General features: G+C 65.1%; 22 protein-coding genes. 7 read left to right on the forward strand and 15 right to left on the reverse strand.

The annotated features are described in order from the left end of the window. Positions 1 to 27: 27 nt before the first annotated feature. Positions 28 to 918, forward strand: a complete 891-nt coding sequence (locus ACTJK4_RS00540; protein WP_440815270.1) for a DODA-type extradiol aromatic ring-opening family dioxygenase — start codon at positions 28 to 30, stop codon at positions 916 to 918. A 31-nt stretch (positions 919 to 949) separates the two neighbouring features. Here ACTJK4_RS00540 and ACTJK4_RS00545 read toward each other — a convergent pair whose 3' ends face one another. Beyond that, complete coding sequence (locus ACTJK4_RS00545) at positions 950 to 1,978, reverse strand: D-2-hydroxyacid dehydrogenase family protein (RefSeq protein ID WP_232041605.1); 1,029 nt, start codon at positions 1,976 to 1,978, stop codon at positions 950 to 952. 426 nt (positions 1,979 to 2,404) lie between these two features. Here ACTJK4_RS00545 and ACTJK4_RS00550 point away from each other — a divergent pair, with 426 nt between their 5' ends. After that, positions 2,405 to 4,273, forward strand: a complete 1,869-nt coding sequence (locus tag ACTJK4_RS00550; RefSeq protein WP_440815273.1) for a phosphoenolpyruvate carboxykinase (GTP) — start codon at positions 2,405 to 2,407, stop codon at positions 4,271 to 4,273. 866 nt (positions 4,274 to 5,139) lie between these two features. Then, positions 5,140 to 5,976, forward strand: a complete 837-nt coding sequence (locus tag ACTJK4_RS00555; protein WP_440815275.1) for a winged helix-turn-helix domain-containing protein — start codon at positions 5,140 to 5,142, stop codon at positions 5,974 to 5,976. Between the two features lie 127 nt (positions 5,977 to 6,103). Here the strand turns inward: ACTJK4_RS00555 and otnI are convergent, their stop codons facing one another. From otnI to ACTJK4_RS00585, 6 genes are all read right to left on the reverse strand, one after another. Next, the gene (gene otnI / locus ACTJK4_RS00560; protein ID WP_440815278.1) at positions 6,104 to 6,892 is read right to left on the reverse strand and encodes a 2-oxo-tetronate isomerase; all 789 of its coding nucleotides are present in this window, start codon (positions 6,890 to 6,892) and stop codon (positions 6,104 to 6,106) included. Between the two features lie 23 nt (positions 6,893 to 6,915). After that, positions 6,916 to 8,241, reverse strand: a complete 1,326-nt coding sequence (locus ACTJK4_RS00565; RefSeq protein ID WP_440815281.1) for an MFS transporter — start codon at positions 8,239 to 8,241, stop codon at positions 6,916 to 6,918. A 65-nt stretch (positions 8,242 to 8,306) separates the two neighbouring features. Next, positions 8,307 to 8,951, reverse strand: coding sequence for a 3-oxo-tetronate 4-phosphate decarboxylase (gene otnC, locus ACTJK4_RS00570; protein ID WP_322017075.1), 645 nt, complete (start codon positions 8,949 to 8,951; stop codon positions 8,307 to 8,309). After that, on the reverse strand, positions 8,948 to 10,261 hold the full coding sequence (gene otnK / locus ACTJK4_RS00575; RefSeq protein WP_232041599.1) for a 3-oxo-tetronate kinase: 1,314 nt from the start codon (positions 10,259 to 10,261) through the stop codon (positions 8,948 to 8,950). Before otnK ends, otnC begins: the two co-directional genes overlap by 4 nt. Next, the gene (ltnD, locus tag ACTJK4_RS00580; protein ID WP_260803744.1) at positions 10,258 to 11,169 is read right to left on the reverse strand and encodes an L-threonate dehydrogenase; all 912 of its coding nucleotides are present in this window, start codon (positions 11,167 to 11,169) and stop codon (positions 10,258 to 10,260) included. Before ltnD ends, otnK begins: the two co-directional genes overlap by 4 nt. A 15-nt stretch (positions 11,170 to 11,184) precedes the next feature. Further along, a complete protein-coding gene (locus tag ACTJK4_RS00585) occupies positions 11,185 to 11,901 on the reverse strand; it encodes a FadR/GntR family transcriptional regulator (RefSeq protein ID WP_260803743.1) in 717 nt (238 codons plus the stop codon). A gap of 132 nt (positions 11,902 to 12,033) precedes the next feature. Here ACTJK4_RS00585 and denD point away from each other — a divergent pair, with 132 nt between their 5' ends. Further along, a complete protein-coding gene (denD, locus tag ACTJK4_RS00590) occupies positions 12,034 to 13,029 on the forward strand; it encodes a D-erythronate dehydrogenase (protein WP_440815284.1) in 996 nt (331 codons plus the stop codon). Here denD and ACTJK4_RS00595 read toward each other — a convergent pair. Next, positions 13,026 to 13,670 (reverse strand): response regulator, encoded by a 645-nt coding sequence (locus ACTJK4_RS00595; RefSeq protein ID WP_232041595.1) that lies wholly within the window; start codon positions 13,668 to 13,670, stop codon positions 13,026 to 13,028. The genes denD and ACTJK4_RS00595 overlap by 4 nt on opposite strands. Next, complete coding sequence (locus tag ACTJK4_RS00600; protein ID WP_260803740.1) at positions 13,667 to 15,106, reverse strand: cache domain-containing protein; 1,440 nt, start codon at positions 15,104 to 15,106, stop codon at positions 13,667 to 13,669. Before ACTJK4_RS00600 ends, ACTJK4_RS00595 begins: the two co-directional genes overlap by 4 nt. 226 nt (positions 15,107 to 15,332) lie before the next feature. Here ACTJK4_RS00600 and ACTJK4_RS00605 point away from each other — a divergent pair, with 226 nt between their 5' ends. Together ACTJK4_RS00605 and ACTJK4_RS00610 are read left to right on the forward strand one after the other, a co-directional pair. Continuing rightward, positions 15,333 to 17,387 (forward strand): carbon starvation CstA family protein, encoded by a 2,055-nt coding sequence (locus ACTJK4_RS00605; RefSeq protein WP_440815288.1) that lies wholly within the window; start codon positions 15,333 to 15,335, stop codon positions 17,385 to 17,387. 8 nt (positions 17,388 to 17,395) lie between these two features. Beyond that, positions 17,396 to 17,590: a YbdD/YjiX family protein gene (locus tag ACTJK4_RS00610; RefSeq protein WP_232041592.1), complete on the forward strand. Its 195-nt coding sequence runs from the start codon at positions 17,396 to 17,398 to the stop codon at positions 17,588 to 17,590. A 74-nt stretch (positions 17,591 to 17,664) separates the two neighbouring features. Here ACTJK4_RS00610 and ACTJK4_RS00615 read toward each other — a convergent pair whose 3' ends face one another. The 5 genes from ACTJK4_RS00615 to gabT form a co-directional block, all read right to left on the reverse strand. After that, positions 17,665 to 18,411, reverse strand: a complete 747-nt coding sequence (locus ACTJK4_RS00615; protein WP_232041591.1) for a tetratricopeptide repeat protein — start codon at positions 18,409 to 18,411, stop codon at positions 17,665 to 17,667. Between the two features lie 103 nt (positions 18,412 to 18,514). Next, positions 18,515 to 19,150 carry a methionine biosynthesis protein MetW gene (gene metW, locus ACTJK4_RS00620; protein WP_232041590.1) on the reverse strand — a complete coding sequence of 212 codons (636 nt, stop codon included), beginning with the start codon at positions 19,148 to 19,150 and terminating at the stop codon, positions 18,515 to 18,517. After that, a complete protein-coding gene (metX, locus tag ACTJK4_RS00625; protein ID WP_322017068.1) occupies positions 19,147 to 20,361 on the reverse strand; it encodes a homoserine O-succinyltransferase MetX in 1,215 nt (404 codons plus the stop codon). Before metX ends, metW begins: the two co-directional genes overlap by 4 nt. A 269-nt stretch (positions 20,362 to 20,630) precedes the next feature. Then, positions 20,631 to 22,133, reverse strand: a complete 1,503-nt coding sequence (locus ACTJK4_RS00630) for an NAD-dependent succinate-semialdehyde dehydrogenase (RefSeq protein ID WP_440815292.1) — start codon at positions 22,131 to 22,133, stop codon at positions 20,631 to 20,633. Between the two features lie 4 nt (positions 22,134 to 22,137). Further along, complete coding sequence (gabT, locus tag ACTJK4_RS00635) at positions 22,138 to 23,430, reverse strand: 4-aminobutyrate--2-oxoglutarate transaminase (RefSeq protein ID WP_433865947.1); 1,293 nt, start codon at positions 23,428 to 23,430, stop codon at positions 22,138 to 22,140. Positions 23,431 to 23,583: 153 nt separating this feature from the next. Here gabT and pdxR point away from each other — a divergent pair, with 153 nt between their 5' ends. Further along, positions 23,584 to 25,098 (forward strand): MocR-like pyridoxine biosynthesis transcription factor PdxR, encoded by a 1,515-nt coding sequence (gene pdxR, locus ACTJK4_RS00640; RefSeq protein WP_440816807.1) that lies wholly within the window; start codon positions 23,584 to 23,586, stop codon positions 25,096 to 25,098. 62 nt (positions 25,099 to 25,160) lie between these two features. On the opposite strand, the gene slmA is transcribed toward pdxR, so the two are convergent. Next, positions 25,161 to 25,811, reverse strand: a complete 651-nt coding sequence (slmA, locus tag ACTJK4_RS00645) for a nucleoid occlusion factor SlmA (protein WP_024977028.1) — start codon at positions 25,809 to 25,811, stop codon at positions 25,161 to 25,163. Positions 25,812 to 25,852: the final 41 nt, after the last annotated feature.

Raw genomic sequence — 25,852 nt, forward strand, 5'->3', positions numbered from 1 at the left:
GGAACTATATTCTTCAGGAAATTTGACATGCTCCCCGTGCTTTATCTGTCCCATGGGTCGCCCATGCTGGCGGCTGATCCGGGTCCTGTCGGCAAGATGCTGGCGGCGCTCGGGCAAGAAATGACCGCCCTCAACCCGCGCGCCATCGTTGTGGTTTCGCCGCACTGGATGACGCGCCGGCCGGCTGTGACCGCCCGCGCTCAGCAGGAAGCCTGGCACGACTTCGGCGGTTTCCCGCCGCAACTGTACGCCCTGGAATACGCCCCGCCGGGGGCGCCTGACCTGGCTGAACGCATCCGCACGCTGATCGACGGCAACATCGTCCCCGGGCTGGAGGAACAGGCCTCCACCGTGCTGGACCCGCGCCAGCCGCTGGACCACGGGGCCTGGGTGCCGCTGATGCTGATGTTTCCGGAGGCGAAGATCCCCGTGGTGCAGGTCTCGTTGATGCCGGGCCTGTCGCCCGCTTGCCAGATGGCGATGGGACGCACGCTCGCGCCGCTGCGCGACGAGGGCGTGCTGATCGTCGGCTCCGGCAGCTTCACGCACAACCTGCGCGCGCTGATGCGCGGCCCGGGCATGGCGCAGCATGGCGTGCCGGTTGAGCCTTGGGTGACGGCCTTTCGCGAATGGATGATCGAGACGATGACGGATGGCATCCGCAGCGGCGATTTCACCCGGTTCTGCGATTACCGCGCGCAAGCCCCGAACGCCGCCCACGCCCACCCCACCGACGAACACCTCATGCCGCTGTACGTGGCACTGGGCGCCGCGATGGGCCAGCCGAGCCAAGCCACGCCGGGCGGCGTCCAGGCTCAGCACGTGGTCGATACGGTGACGTACGGATCGTTGGCGATGGACAGCTTCCGCTTCGGTGGCGCGGGCGCCAACCAGCCGCAGTTGCGCGCCGCGGCTTGATTGACGGAAACGACGGGCAGGACGACTGGCGTTATGCGCGGATCAGCGCGGGCGCCAGCGCCGTCGGGTTGACCACGCTGTCGACGTTGCCCTGGAGCACATCGAGGATGTTCTGGAACGCAAAGCCGAAGTACATCTCGTAGCTTTCGCGTTCGACGTAGCCGATGTGCGGCGTACAGATGCAGTTCTCCATGCGCAGCAGGGTGTGGCCCTGCAGGATGGGTTCCGTTTCAAACACGTCGATGGCAGCCATGCCCGGACGCCCACGATTGAGCGACGTCACCAGGCCGTTTTCTTCCACCAGCTCGGCGCGGCTCGTGTTGACGAAAAGGGCGGTCGGCTTCATGCGCGTGAGATCAGCCACCGACACGATGCCGCGCGTTTCGTCGTTCAGCCGCAGATGGACGGACAGCACATCGGACTGCTCGAACAGCGCGTCCTTTGATTCCGCCACAGCAAAGCCGTCGGCTCGCGCGCGTTCCTGCGAACCCTCGCGGCCCCACACCAGCACATTCATGCCGAAGGCGCGGCCGTAGCCGGCCACGAGCTGGCCGATCTTGCCGTAGCCGAAGATGCCCAGCGTCTGGCCCTTCAGGACACGGCCGATGCCAAAGTTGGGCGGCATCGTCGTGGATTTCAGCCCCGACTGCTGCCACGCGCCGTGCTTGAGGCTCGCCACGTATTGCGGAATGCGACGCTGCGCGGCCATCACCAGCGCCCAGGTCAGTTCAGCCGGCGCCACCGGCGAGCCCTTGCCCTCCAGCACCACAACGCCCTTGTCGGTACAGGCATCCAGGTCGATATGGCTGCCCGAATCGCGCGACACCCGGCCAGTCTGGCTGATGATCTTGAGTTTGGGCAGGCGGTCGAGCAACTGACGCGTAACACGCGTGCGCTCCCGGATCAGCACGATGGCTTCAACGTCCGCCACGCGTGCGGCCAATTGACCCACACCCTTGACGGTGTTGTTGAACACTTTGACTTCGTGGTCCTGCATCAGGCTGAAGCAATCCAGCTTGCGAACAGCGTCTTGGTAGTCGTCCAGTACGGCAATCTTCATCGACATCTCACTTCGAACAATGGTGCGCAGCAAAAAACAGCGATCCCTCGCGGTGGTATTCTTCCCATCCCTCGTCGCACGACAATCCGTGTCGACGTTCGGAATTGCCCGCCGCGGGCACGCAATTTGCGCAGCCACGCTGGTGACGAGTCCTTGTTCTAGGGTCTGTTGACCTCGGTCCCGCCACTTTAGCGCACGCGGCCCCCGCTGCTCGGAAAAACCCACATTCCGCCAGCGCACCGCTTTGTAACTGAATGTGAAATCAGCACGGCTACCGTCCCTCCGCCTGCCTCACCTCTCCCTCTGGAAATCGCTGATCCGGCTCGCTTCTGATGCGCCGTCGATCGCTTTCCAACCCGCCGCTGGGTGCGGCCGCCGTGCTGATCCGCCACCGATTTCTTTCTCACTTCCATTGGAGTTTTGGTCATGAATCAACCCGTGATGCAGGGCGTGCCTGCATTGAACGTGCCCGAGTACGTGAAACACCCGCGCCTGATCGCGTGGGTTGGCGAGGTGGCAGCGCTCACCAAGCCGGAGCGCATCGTCTGGTGCGATGGTTCGCAAGAGGAATACGACCGCCTGTGCGCCGAAATGGTGGCCGCCGGCACGATGAAGCAGCTCAATCCGGCCAAGCGCAAGAACTCGTACCTGGCACTGTCCGACCCGTCGGACGTGGCGCGCGTGGAAGATCGCACCTTTATCTGCTCGCAGAAAAAGGAAGACGCCGGCCCCACCAACAACTGGACGGCCCCGGCCGAGATGCGCCAGACGCTGAACGGCCTGTTTGACGGCAGCATGCGCGGCCGCACGCTCTACGTGGTGCCGTTCTCGATGGGCCCGCTCGGCTCGCCGATCGCCCACATCGGCGTGGAGCTGTCGGACAGCCCGTATGTGGCCGTGAACATGCGCATCATGACCCGCATGGGTCGCGCGGTGTACGACGTGCTTGGCACCGACGGCGAATTCGTGCCGTGCGTGCACACCGTCGGCAAGCCGCTCGCCGCCGGCGAGAAAGACGTGCCGTGGCCGTGCAACCCGACCAAGTACATCGTGCATTTCCCGGAAACGCGCGAAATCTGGTCGTTCGGCTCCGGCTACGGCGGCAACGCGCTGCTGGGCAAGAAATGCTTCGCCCTGCGGATCGCCTCCACCATGGGCCGCGACCAGGGCTGGCTGGCCGAGCACATGCTGATCCTGGGCGTGACGTCGCCGGAAGGCAAGACGTATCACGTGGCGGCGGCTTTCCCGTCGGCCTGCGGCAAGACCAACTTTGCGATGCTGATTCCGCCCGCAGGCCTGAACGGCTGGAAGGTGACGACCATCGGCGACGACATTGCCTGGATCAAGCCCCGCAAGGACGCCAACGGCAAAACGCGCCTATACGCCATCAACCCGGAAGCCGGCTACTTTGGCGTGGCCCCGGGCACGAGCGAGAAGACCAACTTCAACGCGATGGCGACGCTCAAAGAGAACGTCATCTTCACCAACGTGGCGCTCACCGACGACGGCGATGTGTGGTGGGAAGGCATGACGGACACGCCGCCCGCCCACCTGATCGACTGGCAAGGCCAGGACTGGACACCCGAGACCGCCAAGGAAACCGGCCGCAAGGCAGCGCATCCGAACGCGCGTTTCACGGCGCCGGCAGCACAATGCCCCTCGATCGATCCGGAATGGGACAGCCCCGCGGGCGTAGCCATTGATGCGTTTATCTTCGGCGGCCGCCGCTCGACCACCGTGCCGCTCGTGACCGAAGCGCGGGACTGGACCGAAGGCGTTTACATGGCCGCCACGATGGGCTCGGAAACCACCGCCGCCGCTGCCGGCCAGCAAGGTGTGGTGCGCCGCGACCCGTTCGCCATGCTGCCGTTCTGCGGCTACAACATGGCCGACTACTTTGCGCACTGGCTCAAGGTCGGCGAGAAGCTGGCCGAAAGCGGCGCCACGCTGCCGAAGATCTTCTGCGTGAACTGGTTCCGCAAGGACGAGAACGGCAAGTTCGTCTGGCCGGGCTTTGGCGAAAACATGCGCGTGCTGAAGTGGATGGTCGATCGCATCGAAGGCCGGGCGCAGGGCGATGAGCACGTCTTCGGCGTGTCGCCGCGCTACGAAGAACTGAGCTGGGATGGCCTGGACTTCACGGCCGAGCAGTTCGCCAAGGTGATCTCGCTGGACGCGGACGCCTGGAAGCAGGAACTGGCTCTGCACGACGAGCTGTTCACAAAACTGGCACACGGCCTGCCGCAAGCGCTGCCCGACGCCAAGACCCGTCTGGAAGAACGCCTGCAGGGCTGACGCCCGCCGCCGCCTCGGCATCAGGACAGAAAGCCCGCCTCGCGCGGGCTTTTTTTCGTCCGCCCGCGGAAGGTTGCCCAAACAATGAGCAGTAATCCTAAAGTTTTAAATCGCGCGAATTACCCCTGCCAACAAAACAGATCAATTGATTTTTAGAAAATCGAATTGCTTTGTAAAAAATACCGACGCACACATGAAGGCGGCCATTATGGCGGCGCGAGCATAATCGCCATGCATTTATGCCGAGCCTGAATCATTGCACGCATGGTATCGGCCAAGAACGTTGCCTGACATAGCTTTATGAAGAATGCATGTCAACCACGGCACCCCAATACGTGTCGGATTGAATGAATTTCCAAATTTTAAAATTCCTGCGTGACGAATCCCTACGGGATTCTTATAATCCGGCAAAACGGAATCCTTTCTCTCTGAGCCAGAGGGGGGGTTCATGACTAGAGGAAACGGGAAAGGGCGAACAAGCCTTATGCCAACGGAGGTGGGGGATCCCTACTTCCCCGGCGCTCGGGGGGGCGCCGGCTCGGATTGTGCGCAGACAACGCCGCAGACTATGCAAACGATTGCATGGTTCGGCAGGCTGCGGCAGGCACCGAGGGGCTTGCAGATCTTTCTCAGGACCACCCTGGACACCACCCAGGAGGCTCCGCTGGCGATCGTCGACGGGAATAGCAGCATGACGATCCGCGCACGGCCGACGGCCGGACAACAGCGCCCGCAAGAAATGACATGCGAGCACACGCGCAATTGCCCGCATGGCACTCATAACAACGCGCACCGCAGACAGCAGAGCGCAGCCGCAGGGCTGCTCGCCGGAGTGTGTCGGCTGGTTAGACGGGAGGTATCACAAAGTGGGTATTCAGATCTTGCTGGTCGAACAAGACCAGGCAGAGGGGGAGCGTCTGTCGTTTTCCCTGCGTGATGGCGGACACGATGTTCAACGGGTCAGCCATCCGGGCCAGGCGCAGGCAGCCATCCTGGCCGCCATGCCTGAGTTGCTCCTGATGGAGTGGACATGGCCCGAGCGCGAGTCGATCGACATGCTGCTGGCGTTGCGCGCCAACATGCAGACGCGCGGCCTGCCGGTCATCGTGCTGTCCCGTCATGGCGATGCGCGCGCCAAGATTGCCGCGCTCGACGCCGGTGCCGACGACTACGTCGTCAAGCCGTGCGACACGGGCGAGCTGCATGCCCGCATCCGCGCCGTACTGCGCCGTCGTGCGCCGCATCAGCATGGCGACGACATCCTGCAGGTCAACGGCCTGCGCCTCGATCCGCTCACGCTGGGCGTGACTGCGCAAACCGAAACCGGCCCGCGCGCCATTCCGCTCAGCCCGCTGGAATTCCGCCTGCTGCACTTTCTCGTCGCGCATCCGCAACGCGTGCATTCGCGCACGCAACTGCTGGACCGCGTTTGGGGCAACCATGTCTTCGTGGGTGAGCGCACGGTGGATGTACACGTGCGCAAGCTGCGCGTGGCGCTGGCCGGCACGCCCTGCGATGGCCTGATCCAGACCGTGCGCGGTGGCGGTTATCGGCTCGTGGTCGGCGCCAGCGGCGCAACGGCTGCGTATGCTGCCGATGCGATCGGCATGCAACTGGAAGCCGCAACCCGCAAGGCAGACCTGCCGGCATACGGCCGCGTCCCCACGACGCGCTCGCTCGGCCCGGCTCAGTTGGGCGCCTAACGCGCCTGTCCGCCACAGCAGACCGCCGCTTGCGCATCGCGCAGCGGCGGTTTTCTTTTGCGTCAGCGCCCGGTCATGCGCGCCGTAGCCTCGACAGATTGGCGCAGTTCCTTCTTGTGCTGCTGCGTCAGCGCCGGCCCTCCCGCCAGCGTTGGAGCCAGCCGAGCCCTTCGCTCGTACCCGCACGCGGCCGGTATTCACAGCCGACCCAGCCGTCATAGCCGAGCGTATCGAGCAAGGCGAAGAGGTGCGGATAGTTCAGCTCACCTTCGTCCGGCTCGTGGCGATCGGGCACGCCGGCAATCTGCACGTGGCCCACACCATCGATGTACTGCTTGAGCTTGACTGACAGGTCGCCTTCCATGATCTGCGCGTGGTACAGGTCGAACTGCACCTTCAGGTTGGGCGCGCCGACTTCCTTGCACACCGCATGCGCCTGCGCCTGGTGCGTGAGGAAGAAGCCCGGCATGTCGCGCGTGTTGATCGGTTCCAGCACGATGGTGATGCCCGCACCGGCAGCCTCGCGCGCAGCGTAGGCGACGTTGCTAACGTAGGTGGCGTGATGGCGTGCGCGGTCCGCACCTGCGGGCAGAAGACCGGCAATCACGTGCAGGCGCGTGTTGCCCAACACCTGCGCATACTCCAGCGCGGTCGCAATGCCGCGCTTGAATTCCGCTTCGCGCCCGGGCAATGAGGCAATGCCACGCTCGCCGCCGGCCCAGTCGCCCGGCGGGGCATTGAACAGCGCTTGCGTGAGGCCGGCGTCGTCAAGGCGAGCACGGATATCCGCCTTGTCGAAGTCGTAGGGGAACAGAAACTCCACGCCCTCGAAGCCATCCTTTGCCGCGGCGGCAAAGCGGTCGAGGAACGCGTGCTCCTGGTACATCATGGACAGGTTGGCGGCAAAGCGCGGCATGACAGACCTCTGAAGACGATTGCTTATTTGTTGACGAGCTGTGGCGGCGTGCGCAACACGGTAATGCAGCCGAGCACCAGCACGCCTGCCAGCGCATACATGCCGGCGGATGTGCTGCCCGTCATGTCCTTGAGCGCACCGATCATATAGGGGCTCACGAAGCCGGCCAAGTTGCCGACCGAGTTGATGGCGGCAATGCCCGCAGCTGCAGCGGTGCCTTGCAGGAACGCAGTCGGCAGCGACCAGAACAGCGGCGCGCACGTCAGCACACCTGCGGCAGCCAATGACAGGAAGACAATCGACAGGGCCACGTTGTGCCCAGCCGTCGCCACCACGGCAAAACCGACTGCGCCCATCAGCGCCGGCACAACCAGGTGCCAGCGACGCTCGCGTCGTGCATCGGCACTGCGGCCGATCAGCACCATGGTGATCGCCGCACACACGTACGGAATCGCAGAGAGCACGCCCACCATGAACGTGTCGGTCACACCGGCGCTCTTCACCAGCGTCGGCATCCAGAACGTCAGTCCGTACTGGCCCATGACGAAGGCGAAGTAGATCAGGCTCATCATCCACACGCGCGGGTCGGAGAACACCTTGCCGATGCCGTGGTGCTCGGTCTTGCCTTTGTTGTCTGCGGCAATGTTGGCTTCGAGAATCTGCTTCTCGTCTTCCGACAGCCACTTGGCCTTGCGGATGCTGTCATCGAACTTCCACAGCACCAGCAGGCCCACCAGCATGGCAGGAATGGCCTCAATGACGAACATCCACTGCCAGCCCTGCCACCCGCCGCCTACCCCTGTCCCATGGAACGCGCTCATGATCCAGCCCGACAGCGGGTTGCCGAAGATGCCCGAGATCGGGATGGCCGCCATGAACATCGCCACAATCCGCGCGCGGCGATGCGATGGATACCAGTACGTCAGGTACAGGATGACGCCGGGGTAGAAGCCCGCTTCGGCCAACCCCAGCAGGAACCGCATCACGTAGAACTGCGTGGGCGTCTGCACGAACGCGAAAGCGCCCGAAATCAAACCCCACGTGATCATGATCCGCGCGATCCAGATGCGCGCGCCAATCTTGTTCATCAGCAGGTTGCTCGGCACCTCGAAGAGGAAGTAACCGATGAAGAAGATGCCGGCACCCAGCCCGTACACCGTTTCGGAAAAATTCAACGCCTGCGACATCTGCAGCTTCGCAAACCCAACGTTCACGCGGTCGAGATACGCAACCACGTAGCACAGCATGATGAGCGGGACGATGCGGCGCGACACGCGCGCATAAACGCTGTCCTCTTTTGAAACGGCGTGCGAAGGCAACGCCGCCGTAGTGGCGGTCGAGGTGTTCATGTGGTCTCCGGTGTAGGTGTTATATGGGCTGTGCGGCGGGCGCTACCGGTCTGCTGCCGGTTGCTCTACCAACGGGCCCCGAACGTCTGGCGCAGTTCGTCGATCTGCGCGTCGGACAGCGGTGCAGGTTTGGGTTCGGTCATCAACCAAAGCCGTGCGGTTTCTTCCAGTTCTTCCAGCGCGTAAGCTGCATTCGACACCGAGCCGTGCCACACCACGGGCCCCAGCCGATCGAGCAGCACAGCACGCACATCGTTGGCCAGTGATGCGATCTGCGTAGCCACATCCGGATGGCCCGGCCGCTGATACGTGATGAGCGGCACGTGGCCGACCTTCATCACGTAGTACGGCGTGATGGGCGGCAGCACATCGGCTTCATGCCACACGCCGGCCAGCGTGAGCGCCACGAGATGCGTCGAATGCGTATGCACCACGGCATGCGCATCGGCATTGCGGTCGTAGATACCGCGATGCAGGGCAAGCGTTTTCGACGGTTTGTCGCCGCCGACCCACTCGCCCGTCGCCAGCACCTTCGCGATACGCGCCGGGTCCAGCGTGCCGAGGCAGGCATCGGTGGGGGTGATGAGCCAGCCGTCAGGCAGGCGTGCGCTGATATTGCCTGCCGTGCCGACGGTGTAACCGCGCGCATACAAGCTCTGCCCGACGCGGGCGATCTCTTCACGCAGGGCTGTTTCGGTGGACGCACTCATACCGCAGCCTCCGCTGTGGCCTGCGCCAGTTGCGCTAGCGCCTTCTCGAAGAAATCCACCGTCCCGAAATTGCCGGACTTCAGTGCCAGCGCAACCGGATCGTTGTCGATGGTGGCCGTCCAGGGCACGCCCGGATCAATCTGCTGGCCAATGCGAAGCGCGCGCACGTCGAGCGCCTGCACCACCGCGCCCGAGGTCTCACCGCCGGCCACCACGAAGCGGCGTACGCCGTCAGCATGCAGCGAGCGGGCGATGCGGCCCAGTGCATCTTCAACGAGTTTGCCGGCGCGCTCCACGCCCAGCGTCTTCTGTACGTGGGCCACTTGCTCCGGCGCACTGGTGGCGTACACCAGCACGGTCTGACCGGCATGGCGGTGCACGAAATCGAGCGCCTCGACCACCACCGGTTTGCCTTCGGCCAGCGCCAGCGGATCAATCTGGAACGCGGGACGCGATGCACGCCAGTGCGCCACCTGCGCGTTCGTCGCACGCGAGCAGCTGCCCGATAGCACGATCGCCGAATCAGGCACCGCGGGTAACTGCGCCGCATTGCCGTGCGCGGTGATCAGCCCTGCGCGCCGATATTGCGCCGGCAAGCCCAGCGCCAAGCCCGAGCCGCCCGTCAGCAGCGCCAGGTCGGCAAACGCCTCGCCCAGCACGATCAGGTCATCGTTGGAAATGGCATCGGCAATTGCCAGCTTCACGCCGTCGGCGCGCAGTTGCTGGGCCTGATCGCGGGCGGCCTGGGCACCGCGCATGATGGTGTCGTAACGCAGCAGGCCGACCTTGCCAGCGCTCTGGCGCGCCAGCACCGAAACCAGGTTCGGATCGCGCATCGGCGTCAGCGGATGGTGCTCCATGCCCGACGCGTTGAGCAGCACGTCGCCCACGAACAGATGGCCACGGAAGATTGTCCGGCCGTTCTCCGGAAACGCGGGGCAGGCCAATGTGAAATCGGTGCCCAGTTCGGCCATCAAGGCCTCGGCAACCGGGCCGATGTTGCCCGCGTCGGTGGAATCGAAGGTCGAGCAGTATTTGAAGAAGAAGCGCGAGCAGCCTTGCGCGCGCAGCCAGTGCAGGGCATTCAACGACTGCGCCACGGCATCGGCCGCGGCAATCGTGCGCGACTTGAGCGCGACGACGATGGCATCGGCATCCGCAGCGATGGCCTCGCCGCCTGCCTGTGGCACGCCGATGGTCTGTACGGTGCGCATGCCGGCACGAACGAGCATGTTGGCGAGGTCGGTCGCACCGGTGAAATCATCGGCGATGCAACCAAGGACGGGGCGGGACGTGGGCGCTGCGCTCATTTCGGCTGGCCCTCCGGCAGCGTGATCCCGGGGAAGATCTTGATCACGGCGGAGTCGTCTTCCCTCGCATAGCCGGCCGTGGATGCCTGCATGAACATCTGATGAGCGGTGGCCGCCAGCGGCAGCGGGAACTTGGTGGCGCGCGCGGTATCGAGCACGAGTCCCAGGTCTTTGACGAAGATGTCGACGGCGGACAGCGGCGTGTAGTCGCCGGCCAGCACGTGCGCCATGCGGTTTTCGAACATCCAGCTGTTGCCCGCGCTATGGGTGATGACTTCGTAGAGCGCATCCGCTGCCACGCCTTCGCGCAGGCCCAGGGCCATGGCTTCGGCCGCGGCGGCGATGTGCACGCCAGCAAGCAATTGATTGATGATCTTGACCTTGCTGCCCGCGCCGGCCTTGTCGCCCAGGCGATAGACCTTGCCGGCCATGGCGTCTAGCACATGGCCCGCTGCCGCATACGCCTCGGGCGTGGCTGAGGTCATCATGGTCATCTGGCCCGACGCGGCCTTGGCCGCACCGCCGGAGATGGGGCCATCCACATACAGAATGCCCTGCTGCGCGAGGCGCGCCTCCAGCGCAATCGACCAGTTCGGGTCGACCGTGGAACACATGACGAACGTGCTGCCCGGTCGCATGGCGGCCGCAGCTCCGCCCTCGCCGAACAGCACGGCTTCGGTCTGCGCGGCGTTGACCACCACCGAGACCACCACGTCCACACCCGCCGCCACCTCGGCAGGCGTTGCACACGCAACGCCGCCTTCCTTGGCGAAATCCGCAGCGGCACCCGGGCGCGCATCGCACGCATGCACGGTGTAGCCGTGATTGCGCAGGGTCTTGGCAATGCCCAGGCCCATGGCGCCGAGTCCGATCACGCCAACCTTACGGTCAGCCGCCGTTTGCGTCATGAATCGCTCCTGAAATCAGTCTTGGACCGTGTCGCGGCCCTCGGCCAGGCGACGTGCGGCATTGAACATGTGCGTCTGTGCGGCATTGCGTGCAGCCAGGGCGTCGCGGTGGCGGATGGCTTCGACCATCGCACGGTGTTCGTCGCGTACCTGGCGGGCAAAGTCTTCACGGCGCGCTTCGTTGCTGCGCGTCACGCCAATCGCTTCTTCCAGGTATTGGCTGAAAAAGCCGAGTGCCTGCACGAGGAACGGGTTTCCGCTGGCGGCAGCGATGGCGTGGTGAAAACGCAGGTCTTCGGTCACGCCGTCACCGCCGGCCGCCACCGCCGCGTCGATGCTGTCGAGTGCGGCGTCGATCTCGATCATCTCGGCGTCCGTGCGGCGCTGGGCGGCCAGCGCAGCGCCTTCGGCCTCCAGCGCGCGGCGCAGTTCGATGATGTGCAGTACGGCGTCGATCGAGCCGGCCTGCGCCGCGTCGATACGCAACGGCTTGAGGCCAGCCTGCTGCGTGACGTACACCCCGCTGCCTTGGCGCGCTTCGACCACGCCTTCGTGCCGCAAGCGCGAGATGGCCTCGCGAATCACGGTACGGCTCACACCGAATTCCTGCCCGAGCACGGTTTCGGACGGCATGCGTTCACCGCGGCGCAGTTCGCCCGCGTCGATCTTGTCCATCAGGGTCTGGGCCACGCGGTCGGACAAGGAAGGCGCGGCGTCGAGTCGTTCAAACATGGGGTAGGGATGTCTTGGCAAGCGTAAATTCGTCGTGTCATCATACAAGTTGAGTCGCAGAGCTTCATCCCTGTTTACCCTAGGCATCGATCAAAACGCCCGGCGGGTTACGTCGGGCAACAAGGAGACACCATGAACATCGTCATCACCGGCGGCGCCGGCTTCCTGGGCCAGCGCGTGCTGGCGGCACTGCTCGAGCAACCCGGCCTGCCCGGCGCGGACGGCTCGGTACAACCCGTTGAGACCTTCATCGTGCTGGACCAGGTGGCCGGCCAGATTGCCGATGCGCGCGTGCGCTACGTGACGGGCGACGCTTCCGACCCAGCCCTCATCGCCCAGGTGATCGACGGGGGTGACAACAACGAGGTGGGCGGCGTGTTCCACCTGGCCGCCGTAGTGAGCGGCACCGCCGAGGCTGACTTCGACCTGGGCATGCGCGTGAACCTGGACGGCACGCGCGCATTGCTTGATGCGCTACGCGCGCAGCACGCCAAGACTGGCCGTGCGCCGCGCGTGCTGTTCGCAAGCTCGGTGGCAGTGTTCGGCGGCCAGTTGCCAGCCATCGTTACCGACGACACAGCGGCCACGCCGCAGGCTTCGTACGGCGTGCAGAAGTTGATGGGCGAATTCCTCGTCGGAGAGTATTCGCGCAAGGGCTACATCGACGGCCGCGCGGTGCGCATTCCGACGGTGTCGGTGCGCCCTGGCAAGCCAAACGGCGCGGCATCGAGCTTTGCCAGCGGCATCATCCGCGAGCCGTTGTCGGGCGAGGAAGCCATCTGCCCGGTTGAAGCCGAGACCGAACTGTGGCTGGCGTCGCCGCGCCAGGTGGTGGCCTCGCTGCTGCACGCGTACACGCTGCCGGCGTCGGCATGGGGCAATCGCCGATCACTGAACCTGCCGGGCATTACGGTACGCGTGGGGGAGATGGTGGAGGCGTTGCGCAAGGTGGCGGGCGATGCGCCGGTATCGCGCATCCGTTGGGAGCCGGACGCACGCATCAAGGCCATCGTGCAAGGCTGGCCGGCGCGCTTCAATACCGCCCGCGCGGATGAGATGGGCTTTGGCCGCGACACCTCGTTCGAGGCGATGGTGCGCGATTACATGGAGGACACAAAGGGCGCCTAACGCCCCTTTCCCAGCTCCACCGCAAACTTCACCAGTTCCGCCTGTCCCTCGATGCCGAGTTTGCGCTTCAGGTTCAGGCGGTGCGATTCCACCGTGCGCACGGACAGGCCCAGCTCGTCGGCGATGCGCTTGTTGGCGTAGCCCTTGGCGATGCCGTCAAGAATGTCGCGCTCACGCGGCGTGAGCGCCTCGACCGGCGTGGGCATGACAGCCTGCTCGGCCATGCGCATTGCCAACTGCGCGCTGTAGAACGGCCGGCCGGCCAGCACCGCGTCGATGGCCTCGACCAGTTCGCTGGCGGGCGCGTCCTTGAGCACGTAGCCACGCGCGCCGGCGCGAATCACCTGCCGCACGTACTCCAGGTTGTCGTGCATCGATAGCACGAGCACGGCAATCTCGGGAAATTCCTCGGCAAACTTCTCGGTGAGCGCGATGCCGTTCATACCGCGCATGCCGATGTCCATCAGCGCCAGATCGGGGGCCAAGGTGCGCGCAGCCTGCAGGGCGGCATCGGCGTCACCGGCTTCACCCACCACTTCGAAATGCGGCACGGCTTCCAGCCGCATGCGCACACCATCGCGCACGAGCGGGTGATCGTCGACGAGAAGCAGTTTGACGGGCGCAGGAGTACGCATGTTCATACGAGAGGAGAAGAGGGAGCAGAAACCAGTTGAGCGATGACGATATGCGGGAGCACAGCGCACACCTCGGTGCCGTGCGGGCCCGAGGCGACGGTACAGGTGCCGCCCAGCGCCGCCATGCGTTCGCGCATGTTGCGCAAGCCGATGCCGTGTTGCGGATCCACCTGCACGGATTCCACATCAAAGCCGGGGCCGTTGTCGCGAATGGACAAGCGCACGGCATCGAGATCGTTTTCAAGCAGCACACCGATGCGCGTGGCTTGCGTGGCATGGCGCTCGATGTTCGAGACAGCCTCCTGCGCGATGCGGAACAGCGCGGTGTTGCATGCGTCCGGTAGCTGCACGGGCGGGCCGACCACTTCGAGCGCAATCGCAAACCCCGGCTGGCTGTCTTCGTGCGCTTCGCGTGTTTCACGCACGAGCAGCTCTAGCGCAGCCGCCAAGCCGAGATCATCCAGCAGGGCGGGACGCAGGTTGTGCGACACGCGCCGCACCTCGCCCAGCGCGCCGTTCAACCGATCAAGCGCGCGGCGCAACATGCTGTCCGCCCGTTCGATCGACGGCGGCGATGCAGGTGACGCTTCGAGATGCCCATGCGCGGTTTCGAGCAGCAGCTTGGTCGACACCAGCACCTGGCTGATGCCGTCGTGCAACTCGCGCGAGACGCGCGCACGTTCGTCCTCCTGAGACTTCACAACCTGCTGCGCGAGCTGGCGCAGCTTGGCATCGGCCTGGCGGTGATCGCTCACGTTCAGCGCCAAACCGCTGCCGGCTACCAGCAGGATGCTGATCGCGGCAATGCCAACGACCCACGCCAGCGTCTGGTCGATGTTGGCCTGCGCACGCTGATCAATCTCACGCAGGGTCTGCTCGATGTCGTCCAGGTACAGACCGGTGCCGACCATCCAGCCCCACTGTGGGATTGGCTCGACATAACCGAGTTTGGGCACGCTCTGGTGCGTGGATGGCTTGTCCCACATGTAGCGCACGAAACCGCCGCCCGCCTGCGCGGCAGCCACCAGTTTCTGGATGGTCGGCTGGCCGCCCGAGTCCGTCAGGTCCCACAGATCGCGCCCGACCAGTTCGGGCTGGCGCGGGTGCATCAGGTTGCGTCCACGCAGGTCATAGAGGAAGAAATAGCCGTCGGTGCCGAAGTCGAGACGGGCGAGGGTGCGCATGGCTTCGTCGCGGGTGGCTTCGTCCCCGGCCGGATCGCCACTGTGGCCGGACGCAAGCAACGGCGCGATGGCACTCTGCGCAAGCTTGACGTAAGACCGCAGCTCGGTCTCCTTGGCCTGCAGGTACGCCGACTCCACCAACTGCCGCTCGTGCCGCGCCAGCGCAATCGACTGATGCCGCACGGTCAGCATGATCGCCAGCATGGCGATGGTCAGCGGTGCAACGGCGAGGAGCAGGATCTTCTGGCGGAGCTTCATGGCAAAACGCGGCGAGCATTGCGGCATCGCAAGGTGGCGGCGCGGTCTCGGTCAGGTGTGGGGTCTGCGTAGAACTACGGACGTGTGCTGCGTAGTCCTCCGCTTGTGGCGCGGGGTGCGGCTGGCAAATACTACACGCCCCTGTCACGGGGCAGGACTCACCGCAGGGATGAACCCACATCCCGCGTTCAGCACATTACTTCGACCAAGGTTCGAGGAGACCGACATGAGCTTCGTCAGGCAACACCTGATCTGGCTGGTCGTCGCCATTCTTGGCGCGTCTGCCTTTGCCACCGTTGCGCTTGCGCGCGGCGAGGCTGTCAGCGCGCTATGGGTGGTGGTGGCCGCCGTATGCATCTACCTGATTGCGTATCGCTACTACAGCCGCTTCATCGCCGACAAGGTGCTCGGCCTGGACGGCACCCGTAAAACGCCCGCCTGGCGTTACAACGACGGGCTCGACTACGTTCCCACCAACAAGCACGTGCTGTTCGGCCACCACTTCGCGGCCATTGCCGGAGCAGGGCCGCTGGTGGGCCCCGTGCTGGCCGCGCAGATGGGCTATCTGCCCGGCATGCTGTGGATCCTGGCCGGCGTGGTGTTTGCCGGCGCGGTCCAGGATTTCATCGTGTTGTTCATCTCCACGCGCCGCGACGGCCGCTCTCTGGGCGACCTCGTGAAGAGCGAGATGGGCACGGTGCCCGGCGTGATCGCGCTGTTTGGCGCGTTCCTCATCATGATCATCATCCTGGCCGTGCTGGCACTGATTGTGGTGAAAGCGCTGGTTGGCTCGCCCTGGGGCACCTTCACCGTAGCCGCGACGATTCCCATCGCGCTCTTCATGGGCGTGTACGTGCGCTACATCCGCCCGGGCCGCATCGGCGAGATCTCCATCATCGGTTTCGTGCTGCTGATGCTGGCCATCATCGGCGGTCAGGCCGTGCACGAAAACGCCGCGCTGGCGCCGCTGTTCACATTCGACGGCAAGGCCCTTACGTGGATGCTGATCGGCTACGGTTTTGTCGCCTCGGTGTTGCCGGTGTGGCTGCTGCTTGCCCCGCGTGATTACCTGTCGACGTTCCTGAAAATCGGCACGATCATGGCACTGGCCATCGGCATCCTGATCGTTGCGCCGCAGATGCAGATGCCTTCGCTCACGCAGTTTGCAGGCGGCGGTGGTCCGGTGTGGTCGGGCAACATGTTCCCGTTCCTGTTCATTACCATTGCGTGCGGCGCGGTGTCGGGCTTCCACTCGCTCATCTCGTCGGGCACCACGCCCAAGTTGCTGGAGAACGAAACCCAGGCGCGCTTCATCGGCTACGGTGCGATGCTGATGGAATCGTTCGTCGCCATCATGGCGCTGGTGGCCGCTTCGGTCATCGACCCGGGAGTCTACTTCGCGATGAACAGCCCGGCAGCGCTGGTGGGCGCGACGCCGGATACGGTGGCACACACGCTGTCCACCTGGGGCTTTGTCATCACGCCTGATGTGCTGATCCAGACCGCCAAGGACGTCGGCGAGAACACCATCCTTGCCCGTGCAGGCGGCGCGCCAACGCTGGCCGTGGGCATGGCGCACATCCTGCACCAAGTGGTGGGCGGCCAGGCCATGATGGCCTTCTGGTACCACTTTGCGATTCTGTTCGAGGCGCTGTTCATCCTCACCGCCGTGGATGCAGGCACGCGCGCCGGGCGATTCATGCTGCAGGATCTGCTGGGCACCTTCGTGCCGGCGCTCAAGCGCACGGATTCGCTCATCGCCAACCTCATTGCCACGGCCGCGACCGTCGCACTGTGGGGCTACTTCCTATACCAGGGCGTGATCGATCCGCTGGGCGGCATCAATACACTGTGGCCGCTGTTCGGCATCTCCAACCAGATGCTCGCTGCGATTGCGCTGACGCTGGGCACCTGCGTGCTGGTCAAGATGAAGCGCGACCGCTACGTGTGGGTGACGCTGCTGCCGACCGCCTGGCTGCTGATCTGCACGCTCACCGCCGGCTGGCAAAAGCTGTTCGATCCGGACCCGAAGATCGGCTTCCTGGCACATGCCAGCAAGTACGCCGGCGCGATTGCCGAAGGCAAGCTGCTGGCGCCGGCCAAGTCGATGGCGCAGATGCAGCAAGTGGTGCTGAACGACCGCATCGACGCGTTCCTGTGCGGCCTGTTCATTCTCGTGGTCGTGAGCATCGCCTGGTATGGCCTGCGCACGGTGCTCAAGGCGCGCGCCGCGAGCCGTCCGACCACCAACGAAACGCCGTACGAAGCGCTGGGCGCATGAGCACAGGCATGCGCGAAGAACTCGAAAACTTCGGCCGCTACCTGGGCCAGACGCTGCGCCTGATGGTCGGCGTGCCGGACTACGATACCTACGTGCGCCACATGCAGGAGACCCATCCGGGCCAAACCGTCATGTCGTACGAAGACTTCTTCCGCGAACGCCAGGATGCGCGCTACGCCGGACGCGTCGGCCGGTGCTGTTGATGAATGATTGAACCTGCTCCAAAGCAAAACCGCCGGTGCATGCTGCCATGCCCGGCGGTTTTTGCTTGCGTGTGCTACATGGACTGACGTGCCGTTGTGGGCGGGTCGCCGTGCTTGGCACGATAGGTCTTCTCCACCAGCTCGCGCAGCTTGCCGAGCGCCCCCACATCGCCTTGGGCGGCCGCCCTGCCGTACCACTTCTTGGCCTGCTCGATATCCTGCGCGACCACGCCGGGCTCGCCGCGCTCGTAATAGCTGCCGACAATGTATTGCGAGGGTCCGTCGCCACCCTCGGCTGCCTTCTTGTACCAGCTGAAGGCGCGCCCGTAGTCACGCGGCACACCGCGCCCCGTGAAGTAGTTGGTGGCCAGCGCACGCTGCGCCTCGACATGCCCGCCGGCGGCGGCGCGCTCGTACCACTTGTTGGCTTCTTCCAGGGAGCGCGGTACCAGCTCGCCGCGCTCAAACAATTCGCCGTAGGCAAACTGCGCGTGGGTCATCTGGTTGTCGGCGGCGCGGCGCAGCCATTTGACCGCCTCTTCCGGGCGGGCGACGGTGCCTTCGCCGCGCATCAGCATCATCGCGTAGTTGAACTGCGCGAGCCGGTTGCCGCGCTGCGCGGCCTCGGCAAACTCGTCGAAGGCGTGGCCGAAATCGTTCTTTTCGTAGTGCGCGATGGCGATCTGGGTGAGGGCGGCGGCATCGCCCTGTGTGTCGGCAGGCGACGTTGCAGCGGATGCAAACGACATCGCCGCACCCATCGCCACCACCAACACCGCCTGCAGCATGCGCGGACTTCTGCGCCGGACCTGTCTGCTCATCACCCACTCCTCAACGGAAGATGACCCAGTGTAACGCGCCAAATTGCCACGTGCGGGGGCGCACAAACCAGCACATCAGGGGCGCACACAGCTGCCGGGGCAATCAGCCCGCGCGCACCCGGTACACCGCCACGCTGCCGCGCCAGTTGGCGCCCCAACGCACCACGCTGCCTTCGTGCAGCACAACGCGATCGAGAATCACCAGTCCCACCTTGGGCGCCAGCGCTTCAAAGTCGCGGATGGTCAGCACGCGCACGTTGGGCGTGTTGTACCACTCGTACGGCAGCGACTTGGACACCGGCATGCGCCCGCGGAAGATCGACAGCCGATGCGGCCAGTAGCCGAAATTCGGGAACGACACGATGCACTCGCGGCCCACGCGCAGCATCTCGCGCAGCACCTGCGCCGTGTTGTGGATGGTCTGAAGCGTCTGCGACAGGATGACCGTATCGAAGCTCTTGTCCTCGAACAGCGCCAGCCCGCCTTCCATGTTCTGCTGGATCACGTGCACGCCCTTTTTCGTGGACGCCAGCACGCCCGCATCGTCGATCTCGATGCCGTAGGCCAGCACGTCGAGCTCATCCTGCAGCACGCGCAGCAGGCTGCCGTCGCCGCAACCAAGATCGAGCACGGTGGAGTGCGGCTCGATCCAGCGGGCGATGGCACGAAAGTCCGCGCGGTCGGTCAGGATGTTGGGCACCTCAGACGGCGCAGCGGGGTTCAGCGTTTGCGTTGTCATGCGCCGATCTCCTGCGCGATGCGTTCGTAATAGGCGCGGACCAGCGCGTGGTAGCGCGCGTCTTCCAGAAGGAAAGCGTCGTGGCCGTGCGGCGCGTCGATCTCGCCGTAGGTGACGGGATGCTTGTTGTCGAGCAGCGCCTTGACCAGCTCGCGGCTGCGCGCCGGGGCGAATCGCCAATCGGTCATGAAGCTGACCACGAGGTAACTCGCCTTGGTGTGCGCAACGGCCTTGGTCAGGCTGCCGCCGTAGGCCAGTGCGGGGTCGAAGTAATCGAGCGCGCGCGTGATGAGCAGATACGTGTTCGCATCGAAATACTCGGCAAACTTGTCGCCCTGGTAGCGCAGGTAGCTCTCGACCTGGAACTCGACGTCGAACGAGAAACGGATATCGTCCGCCTTCAGCTCGCGCCCGAATTTCGCGGCCATGTCCTCGTCCGACAGATACGTGATGTGGCCGATCATCCGGGCCACGCGCAGGCCGCGCTTGGGCTTGACGTTGTGCGCGTAGTAATCGCCGCCGTGGAAATCGGGGTCGGACAGGATCGCGCTGCGCGCCACCTCGTTGAAGGCGATGTTCTGCGCCGACAGCTTGGGCGTGGACGCCACCACCACGCAGTGCCGCAACCGGTCCGGATACATCAGGCTCCAGGCCAGCGCCTGCATGCCGCCGAGGCTGCCGCCCATCACCGCGGCAAATTGCTGGATGCCGAAACGGTCGGCCACCCGTGCCTGGGCGTTCACCCAGTCTTCCACCGTCACCACGGGGAAGCGCGCGCCGTAAGGCAGGCCGGTTTCCGGATGCGGGCTCATGGGGCCGGTCGAGCCGAAACACGACCCCAGGTTGTTCACCCCGATGACGAAGAAGCGGTTCGTGTCGACCGGCTTGCCGGGGCCGACCATGTTGTCCCACCAGCCGACTTCGCCCTCGGCGTGCACGCCCGCCACGTGGTGCGAGGCGTTGAGCGCGTGGCAAATGAGCACGGCGTTGGAACGGTCGGCATTGAGCGTGCCGTAGGTTTCGACCATCAGGTCGTAGCCGCTGATCTGCGAGCCGTTGCGCAGTTGCAGCGGCTCGGCAAAGTGCATGCGCTCGGGTACGACCAGGCCGATGGCATTGGCCGGCTTGCCCTGATGTGCCTTCGAAGAGGATGTGTCGGCCTGCGCCGCATCGGCTGCGGTGACCGCGGGGTCAGCCTGGATGTCTGTCATGGCACCAAAGAAAAAACCCGACCGGCAACGCTGTTCACGCAACCAATCGGGTTCTCATGTGGCGCACGTGGGGCGCTTGCTTTCACCACCCCCGCTCTGACCGAACCTCTTTAGCCGCATTTGTAATGAGAGCCCAGAGCCACATTCGTGCAGTCTGAACTCCCGCGCGCCCGCAAGCCAGTCGTCAAATCGGCGCGCCAGAGGAAGGTGATTATAGAGCAAGCGGCGGCGGACGNCGTGATGCGTCCGATCCCCTGCCATATGCGGGGTCAAAGGCCGGCCATGTTGATGTACTTGATCTCCAGGTACTCGTCGATGCCGTATTTCGAGCCCTCCCGGCCCAAGCCCGATTGCTTGACGCCGCCAAACGGCGCTTCGGCGGTCGAGATCAGCCCCGTATTGACGCCGACCATGCCCGATTCCAGCGCGTCGGAAACCCGCCACGCGCGGCCAAGATCGCGCGTGTAGAAATACGCGGCCAGCCCGAACTCGGTGTCGTTTGCGGCCGCCACGGCCTCGTCTTCCGTGTCGAAAGGAATGAGGGCGGCCAGCGGGCCGAACGTTTCTTCATGCGCGACCAGCATGTCGGCCTTTGCATCGACGACGACGGTCGGTTCGAAAAACGCGCCGCCCTGCGCAGACAACGCATGCGGCTTGCCGCCCACCAGCACGCGGGCGCCTTGGCGTACGGCGTCATCCAGGTGCTCCTGCACCTTGTCCATCGCGCGCATGTGGATCAGCGGGCCCTGCTGCACGCCGGGCTCCGTGCCGTTGCCCACGCGCAGCGCACGCACTGCATCGGCCAGCTTGGCGGCAAACGTGTCATAGATGCCGCGCTGCACGTAGAAGCGGTTCGCGCACACGCAGGTCTGGCCCGCATTGCGGTACTTGGCGATCATCGCGCCTTCCACGGCTGCATCGACGTCGGCATCGTCGAATACGATGAACGGCGCGTTGCCGCCCAGCTCGAGCGAGAGCTTCTTGATGTCGTCTGCGCACTGGCGCATCAGCAAGCGGCCAACCGCGGTGGAGCCCGTGAAGCTGAGCTTGCGCACGATCGGGTTGGAGGTCAGCTCGCCGCCAATCGCCTGCGAATCGCCCGTGACGATGGACAGCAAGCCTGCCGGCACGCCCGCGCGCACGGCCAACTCGGCAAACGCAAGCGCAGAGTAGGGCGTTTCCAGCGCGGGCTTCACCACCATCGAGCAACCGGCGGCCAGCGCCGGGCCCACCTTGCGCGTCATCATCGCGATGGGAAAATTCCACGGCGTGATGGCCGCGCTCACGCCAATCGGCTCTTTCTGCACGACGATGCGGCGATCGCCCTGCGGCGACGGAATCGTGTCGCCGTAAATGCGGCGTGCTTCTTCAGCAAACCACTCGATGAACGATGCGGCGTAAGCAATTTCGCCGGCGGCTTCTGGCAGCGGCTTGCCTTGCTCGGCCGTGAGGATGGCAGCGAGATCCTGCTGGTGCTCCATCATCAGATCGGCCAGCTTGCGCAGGATCTTGGCGCGATCGCGTGCGCTCACCTTGCGCCAGGCGCGTTGCGCAACCTGAGCGGCATCGATGGCGCGTCGCGTTTCGGCGGCGCCCATGCCGGGCACGGTGCCAATCTTGCGGCCGGTGGCGGGGTCGGTCACGTCGCGCGTGGCGCCGTCATCGGCATCGGCCCAGGTGCCGGCGAGGAACGCCTGCGTGCGCCACAGGCCAGGGTCTTTCAGTGCGATCGGCGGCGTAACCGGCGCGCTCGGCAAGTCAGTGCGGGTCATGGTGTCAGCCCTCCAGTGCACGTTGCAGGATGGCAAGGCCCTCTTCGAATACCGCGTCTTCAATCGTGAGCGGGAACAGGAAGCGGATCACGTTGCCGTACACGCCGCACGACAGCAGGAGCAGGCCGGCTTCGAGCGCGCGCTGCTGCACGAGCTTGGTGAAATCGGCGTCCGGCTTGCCGTCCGGCGTATTGAATTCGACAGCAACCATCGCGCCCACGCCACGCACTTCTGCAATGCGCGGCTGCTTGGCCTGGGCAGCGTTCAGTGCATCGACCAGGCGAGCGCCCAGCGCGGCGGAACGCTCGCAGAGTTTCTCGTCGGCAATGATGTCGAGCACCGCATGTGCGGAGGCCACCGCCAGCGGGTTGCCGGCATAGGTGCCGCCGAGCCCGCCCGGCGCCGGTGCGTCCATGATCTCTGCGCGACCCGTGACAGCGGACAGCGGCAGGCCGCCGGCCAAGCCCTTGGCCATCGTCGTGATGTCCGGCAGCACGCCGGTGTGCTCCATGGCAAACAGCTTGCCGGTGCGGGCAAAGCCGGTCTGCACTTCGTCGGCGATCATCACGATGCCGTGCTCGTCGCACAGCGCACGGATAGCGCGCACAAAGTCGGCGGGCATCTGGTAGAAGCCGCCCTCGCCCTGCACCGGCTCGAAGATGATGGCCGCCACCTGGCGTGGATCAATATCGGCCTTGAACAGGCGCTGGATGGCATCCAGCGCATCCAGCGTGCTCACACCATGCAACGCGACAGGCGCCGGCACGTGATAGATGCTGCCCGGGAACGGGCCGAAGCCCGTCTTGTACGGCACGACCTTGCCCGTCAGCGACATGCCCATGAACGTGCGGCCGTGGAATGCGCCCGTGAGTGCGATCACACCCGGGCGGCCCGTGTGCGCCCGTGCGATCTTGATGGCGTTTTCCACGGCCTCGGCGCCGGTGGTGAAGAACGCGGTCTTCTTGGCATGCGTGCCCGGCGTGATCGCGTTCAGGCGCTCGGCCAGCTCGACGTACGAACCGTACGGCACGATCTGGAAAGCGGTGTGCGTGAAGTGATCCAACTGCTCGCGCACGGCCTGCACCAGACGCGGATGGCGATGGCCCGTGTTGACCACGGCAATGCCGGCCGCGAAGTCGATGTAGCGGCGGCCCTCCACGTCCCAGAACAGCGCGTTCTCGGCGCGCTCGGCGTAGCGGTCGGTCATCACACCAACGCCGCGCGGCGTAGCGGCCAGGCGGCGGGCATTCCATTGGGCGTTCTGTTGCGGCGCGTGTTGCGGATCTCGGGCGTTCATGGCGGTCGTGTGCGTTGGGTCAAGAAAGAGGCGATGCGAGGCAGTGTGGCTTCATTGGCTCTGTACAATAAGACCCAATCAGGTTTTTCTTTTGGAACCACTTTGGTTCCATCGCGCACCATGGCCGACCATTCCCCAACTCACCGCGCCAGCATGCTGGTCGACTATCTGCAACGCCGCTTCGACCGCGCAGAGCCAGGCGGCGAGCCCGACCATCGGCGCCTGTACCGCGTGTTGCAGGAAGGCATCCTGCGCGACGAGCTGCAGCCGGGCACGCGCCTGCCGTCGTCGCGGCAGTTGGCCACCGAACTGGGCATCGCACGCAACACGGTCATCCACGTCTATGAGCAGCTCGGCGTGGAAGGCTATGTCTCGGCGGGCGTGGGTAGCGGCACCTTCGTCGCCGATACCGCGCCGGACCGGCTGGACGCCGCGCCGGCACCAGCCGCAGCGGTTGCCGCACCGGCGGTCGCGCCAATCACCGAAGCGGCCACGCCGTCTGCGCTGATGCTGTCCACGCGGGGCCGGGCGCTCGTGCGCGATGCAGGCGCCAGCTCACGCCAATGGGGCGCCTTCATGCCTGGCGTACCAGAGGTGCGGATGTTTCCGGCGCGCATCTGGTCGCGCCTGCACAACCGGCTGCTGCGCAAGCCATCGCCTGCGCTGCTGACGTATCCCGTGGGTGCGGGCTACCTGCCGCTGCGCACCGCGCTGGCCGACTACCTGCGCACCGCGCGCGGCGTGCGCTGCGAGCCCGAGCAGATCATCATCACGGCAGGCATCCACCCGTCGCTCCAGCTCATCGCGCAACTGCTGTGCGACGCCGGCGACAGCGCATGGATTGAAGACCCGGGCTATTGGGGCGTACGCAGCGTCCTCACTGCCGCAGGCGTACGCACCGTGCCTCTGCCGGTGGACGACGAGGGCATGCGCTTTGACATCCCCGCGCGCGGGCGCCAGCGCAGCAAGCCGCCCAAGCTCATGGTGGTCTCGCCCTCGCACCAATACCCGCTCGGCTCGGTGATGAGCCTGGCGCGACGCCGCGCGCTGCTGGCCACCGCACACGCCACCGATGCCTGGATCGTCGAAGACGACTACGACAGCGAATTCCGCTACGGCAGCCGCCCGCTGCCCTCACTGCAAGGGCTGGATGAAGGCGGGCGCGTGCTCTACATGGGCACGTTCTCGAAAGTGCTGTTCCCCAGCTTGCGGATTGGCTATCTGGTCGTGCCGCCCGCGCTGGCCGATGCGTTTACGACGGGGCTATCGGAGATGTTCCGCGGCGGCCAGATTCTCACGCAGGCCGTGCTCGCAGACTTCATCGCGGAGGGCCATTTCGTCTCCCACATCCGGCGCATGCGCGGGGTGTATGCGGAACGGCGCGAAACGCTGCTAGCGTCTATCGCTCACGAGTTCGGCGACGCGCTGCCGGTGCACGACGGCGCGTCGGGCCTGCATCTCGTGCTGGGCTTACCCGCCGGCACCAACGATGTGGCCGTTGCTGATCTGGCACTCGCCAATGACGTCGTCACGCGCCCACTCTCGCGTTATTACCAGGACGATGCGCGCCGCCTGCCTGGGTTGCTGCTGGGCTATGGCCATGTGGAAACGGAGCAGATTGCCGCACGGTTTCATACCTTGGCGGAAGCGATACGCACCATTGGCTGACCAACGGCACGCGCAAATAAAAAGCCCCGCAGTGCGGGGCTTTCGTTTGGGGTGGTGCAGGCTCAGGCCAACAGCACCCGCAACTGCGCATCCGCACCTTCCACCGGAGACTTCCGGAAGCCGCTCTTGGCATACCGATGCCAGCGCCCGAGCACCGCACACACAACCAAGTTGGCGCGCGAAGCGATGTCGGCATCCGCCGGCCAGGCACCCTGCGTGACCGCCATGCGCAGGCTTTGCTTAAGCGATGCTTCGATGCGATCGAGGCACTGCGCCATGCGCTCGGGCAGGCGCTCGTCTTCGCCGACCAGCGCATCGCCCACCAGCACGCGCGTCATGCCCGGATTCTTGTCGGCAAACGACAGCAGCATGTGCGCGATGGCATGCGCCTGCCGCAGGCCGTGTTCCTCACGCAAGGTGATCTGGTTGATGAGGCCGAAGACGGTCTGCTCGATGAATTCGATCAGCCCTTCGAACATCTGCGCCTTGCTGGCGAAGTGACGGTACAGCGCCGCCTCGGATACATCCAGCCGTGCAGCCAAGCCCGCGGTTGTGATTTTTTCGCCACGCGGATGCTCGAGCATGCCGGCGAGCGTCTGCAGAATCTGCACGCGGCGCTCGCCCGGGCGGGGCCGTTTGCGTACTGGCGGTGCTGCTATGGCGACGTCCGCGACCGGCTCGGCGGTCGGAAACTCCGTTTGCGCGTTGCTCATGACTTCCTGGCCCCTCTCCCGTTCCGAGCGCGGAGTTACCA

Origin of the sequence: Ralstonia sp. 22111 (assembly GCF_052045895.1) — a bacterium.
GTDB lineage: Bacteria > Pseudomonadota > Gammaproteobacteria > Burkholderiales > Burkholderiaceae > Ralstonia > Ralstonia wenshanensis.

Bases quoted from the DNA above. Each gene is read 5' to 3' on its own strand.
- otnK (WP_232041599.1), bottom strand. From the start codon at position 10,261: ATGAGCGCAGCGCCCACGTCCCGCCCCGTCCTTGGTTGCATCGCCGAT.
- ACTJK4_RS00550 (WP_440815273.1), top strand. From the start codon at position 2,405: ATGAATCAACCCGTGATGCAGGGCGTGCCTGCATTGAACGTGCCCGAG.
- ACTJK4_RS00565 (WP_440815281.1), bottom strand. From the start codon at position 8,241: ATGAACACCTCGACCGCCACTACGGCGGCGTTGCCTTCGCACGCCGTT.
- metW (WP_232041590.1), bottom strand. From the start codon at position 19,150: ATGACAACGCAAACGCTGAACCCCGCTGCGCCGTCTGAGGTGCCCAAC.
- ACTJK4_RS00545 (WP_232041605.1), bottom strand. From the start codon at position 1,978: ATGAAGATTGCCGTACTGGACGACTACCAAGACGCTGTTCGCAAGCTG.
- ACTJK4_RS00585 (WP_260803743.1), bottom strand. From the start codon at position 11,901: ATGTTTGAACGACTCGACGCCGCGCCTTCCTTGTCCGACCGCGTGGCC.
- pdxR (WP_440816807.1), top strand. From the start codon at position 23,584: ATGCTGGTCGACTATCTGCAACGCCGCTTCGACCGCGCAGAGCCAGGC.
- slmA (WP_024977028.1), bottom strand. From the start codon at position 25,811: ATGAGCAACGCGCAAACGGAGTTTCCGACCGCCGAGCCGGTCGCGGAC.
- ACTJK4_RS00595 (WP_232041595.1), bottom strand. From the start codon at position 13,670: ATGAACATGCGTACTCCTGCGCCCGTCAAACTGCTTCTCGTCGACGAT.
- ACTJK4_RS00605 (WP_440815288.1), top strand. From the start codon at position 15,333: ATGAGCTTCGTCAGGCAACACCTGATCTGGCTGGTCGTCGCCATTCTT.
- ltnD (WP_260803744.1), bottom strand. From the start codon at position 11,169: ATGACGCAAACGGCGGCTGACCGTAAGGTTGGCGTGATCGGACTCGGC.
- ACTJK4_RS00615 (WP_232041591.1), bottom strand. From the start codon at position 18,411: ATGAGCAGACAGGTCCGGCGCAGAAGTCCGCGCATGCTGCAGGCGGTG.
- ACTJK4_RS00600 (WP_260803740.1), bottom strand. From the start codon at position 15,106: ATGAAGCTCCGCCAGAAGATCCTGCTCCTCGCCGTTGCACCGCTGACC.
- ACTJK4_RS00540 (WP_440815270.1), top strand. From the start codon at position 28: ATGCTCCCCGTGCTTTATCTGTCCCATGGGTCGCCCATGCTGGCGGCT.
- ACTJK4_RS00630 (WP_440815292.1), bottom strand. From the start codon at position 22,133: ATGACCCGCACTGACTTGCCGAGCGCGCCGGTTACGCCGCCGATCGCA.
- gabT (WP_433865947.1), bottom strand. From the start codon at position 23,430: ATGAACGCCCGAGATCCGCAACACGCGCCGCAACAGAACGCCCAATGG.
- denD (WP_440815284.1), top strand. From the start codon at position 12,034: ATGAACATCGTCATCACCGGCGGCGCCGGCTTCCTGGGCCAGCGCGTG.
- ACTJK4_RS00610 (WP_232041592.1), top strand. From the start codon at position 17,396: ATGCGCGAAGAACTCGAAAACTTCGGCCGCTACCTGGGCCAGACGCTG.
- otnC (WP_322017075.1), bottom strand. From the start codon at position 8,951: ATGAGTGCGTCCACCGAAACAGCCCTGCGTGAAGAGATCGCCCGCGTC.
- otnI (WP_440815278.1), bottom strand. From the start codon at position 6,892: ATGCCGCGCTTTGCCGCCAACCTGTCCATGATGTACCAGGAGCACGCG.
- metX (WP_322017068.1), bottom strand. From the start codon at position 20,361: ATGACAGACATCCAGGCTGACCCCGCGGTCACCGCAGCCGATGCGGCG.